Source organism: Yersinia proxima, from assembly GCF_902170785.1.
GTDB classification, from domain to species: Bacteria; Pseudomonadota; Gammaproteobacteria; order Enterobacterales; family Enterobacteriaceae; genus Yersinia; species Yersinia proxima.
The window spans coordinates 1-3085 of the sequence record NZ_CABHYG010000005.1 but is presented as its reverse complement, the minus strand read 5'-3'; the positions used below and the strand labels follow the sequence as shown (position 1 = coordinate 3085).

Below are 3085 nucleotides of genomic sequence, written 5' to 3'. Positions count from 1 at the left end.
AGATATTGCTCTTTAACAATCTGGAACAAGCTGAAAATTGAAACAATACAGCTGAAACTTATCTCTCCGTAGAAGTACTGAGATAAGGATTAACCTGTATTAGAGTCTCTCAAATAATCACAGCACAAGTTGTCTGTAAAGACACCTTCGGGTTGTGAGGTTAAGCGACTAAGCGTACACGGTGGATGCCTAGGCAGTCAGAGGCGATGAAGGGCGTGCTAATCTGCGAAAAGCGTCGGTAAGGTGATATGAACCGTTATAACCGACGATACCCGAATGGGGAAACCCAGTGCAATTCGTTGCACTATTGCATGGTGAATACATAGCCATGCAAGGCGAACCGGGGGAACTGAAACATCTAAGTACCCCGAGGAAAAGAAATCAACCGAGATTCCCCTAGTAGCGGCGAGCGAACGGGGAGGAGCCCAGAACCTGAATCAGCGTATGTGTTAGTGGAAGCGTCTGGAAAGTCGCACGGTACAGGGTGATAGTCCCGTACACAAAAGCACATATGTTGTGAGTTCGATGAGTAGGGCGGGACACGTGACATCCTGTCTGAATATGGGGGGACCATCCTCCAAGGCTAAATACTCCTGACTGACCGATAGTGAACCAGTACCGTGAGGGAAAGGCGAAAAGAACCCCGGCGAGGGGAGTGAAATAGAACCTGAAACCGTGTACGTACAAGCAGTGGGAGCACCTTCGTGGTGTGACTGCGTACCTTTTGTATAATGGGTCAGCGACTTATATTTTGTAGCAAGGTTAACCGAATAGGGGAGCCGTAGGGAAACCGAGTCTTAACTGGGCGAATAGTTGCAAGGTATAGACCCGAAACCCGGTGATCTAGCCATGGGCAGGTTGAAGGTTGGGTAACACTAACTGGAGGACCGAACCGACTAATGTTGAAAAATTAGCGGATGACTTGTGGCTGGGGGTGAAAGGCCAATCAAACCGGGAGATAGCTGGTTCTCCCCGAAAGCTATTTAGGTAGCGCCTCGTGAACTCATCTTCGGGGGTAGAGCACTGTTTCGGCTAGGGGGTCATCCCGACTTACCAAACCGATGCAAACTCCGAATACCGAAGAATGTTATCACGGGAGACACACGGCGGGTGCTAACGTCCGTCGTGAAGAGGGAAACAACCCAGACCGCCAGCTAAGGTCCCAAAGTCATGGTTAAGTGGGAAACGATGTGGGAAGGCATAGACAGCCAGGATGTTGGCTTAGAAGCAGCCATCATTTAAAGAAAGCGTAATAGCTCACTGGTCGAGTCGGCCTGCGCGGAAGATGTAACGGGGCTAAACCATGCACCGAAGCTGCGGCAGCGACACTTAGGTGTTGTTGGGTAGGGGAGCGTTCTGTAAGCCGTTGAAGGTCATCTGTGAGGGTGGCTGGAGGTATCAGAAGTGCGAATGCTGACATAAGTAACGATAATGCGGGTGAAAAACCCGCACGCCGGAAGACCAAGGGTTCCTGTCCAACGTTAATCGGGGCAGGGTGAGTCGACCCCTAAGGCGAGGCTGAAAAGCGTAGTCGATGGGAAACAGGTTAATATTCCTGTACTTGGTGTTACTGCGAAGGGGGGACGGAGAAGGCTAGGCTAGCCGGGCGACGGTTGTCCCGGTTTAAGCATGTAGGCGGAGTGACTTGGTAAATCCGGTTGCTTATCAACGCTGAGGTGTGATGACGAGCCACTACGGTGGTGAAGTAGTTGATGCCAAGCTTCCAGGAAAAGCCTCTAAGCATCAGGTAACATTAAATCGTACCCCAAACCGACACAGGTGGTCAGGTAGAGAATACTCAGGCGCTTGAGAGAACTCGGGTGAAGGAACTAGGCAAAATGGTGCCGTAACTTCGGGAGAAGGCACGCTGGCATTAGGTAAAGAGACTTGCTCTCGGCGCCGAAGCCAGTCGCAGATACCAGCTGGCTGCAACTGTTTAATAAAAACACAGCACTGTGCAAACACGAAAGTGGACGTATACGGTGTGACGCCTGCCCGGTGCTGGAAGGTTAATTGATGGGGTCAGCCGCAAGGCGAAGCTCTTGATCGAAGCCCCAGTAAACGGCGGCCGTAACTATAACGGTCCTAAGGTAGCGAAATTCCTTGTCGGGTAAGTTCCGACCTGCACGAATGGCGTAATGATGGCCAGGCTGTCTCCACCCGAGACTCAGTGAAATTGAACTCGCTGTGAAGATGCAGTGTACCCGCGGCAAGACGGAAAGACCCCGTGAACCTTTACTATAGCTTGACACTGAACATTGAGCCTTGATGTGTAGGATAGGTGGGAGGCATTGAAGTGTGGACGCCAGTCTGCATGGAGCCAACCTTGAAATACCACCCTTTAATGTTTGATGTTCTAACTCGGCCCCATAATCTGGGGTGAGGACAGTGTCTGGTGGGTAGTTTGACTGGGGCGGTCTCCTCCCAAAGAGTAACGGAGGAGCACGAAGGTTAGCTAATCACGGTCGGACATCGTGAGGTTAGTGCAAAGGCATAAGCTAGCTTGACTGCGAGAGTGACGGCTCGAGCAGGTACGAAAGTAGGTCTTAGTGATCCGGTGGTTCTGAATGGAAGGGCCATCGCTCAACGGATAAAAGGTACTCCGGGGATAACAGGCTGATACCGCCCAAGAGTTCATATCGACGGCGGTGTTTGGCACCTCGATGTCGGCTCATCACATCCTGGGGCTGAAGTAGGTCCCAAGGGTATGGCTGTTCGCCATTTAAAGTGGTACGCGAGCTGGGTTTAGAACGTCGTGAGACAGTTCGGTCCCTATCTGCCGTGGGCGTTGGAAGATTGAGAGGGGCTGCTCCTAGTACGAGAGGACCGGAGTGGACGAATCACTGGTGTTCGGGTTGTCATGCCAATGGCATTGCCCGGTAGCTAAATTCGGAAGAGATAACCGCTGAAAGCATCTAAGCGGGAAACTTGCCTCGAGATGAGTCTTCCCTGGGGCTTTAAGCCCCCTGAAGGAACGTTAAAGACTATGACGTTGATAGGCTGGGTGTGTAAGTGCAGCGATGCATTGAGCTAACCAGTACTAATGATCCGTGAGGCTTAACCTTACAACACCGAAGGTGTTTTG

At 51.5% G+C, this 3085-nt stretch carries 1 rRNA gene; it reads left to right on the top strand.

Annotation, left to right across the window (positions count from 1 at the left end):
• Positions 1 to 158 precede the first annotated feature (158 nt).
• Positions 159 to 3065, top strand: a 23S ribosomal RNA gene (locus tag FTB31_RS06395).
• Positions 3066 to 3085: the final 20 nt, after the last annotated feature.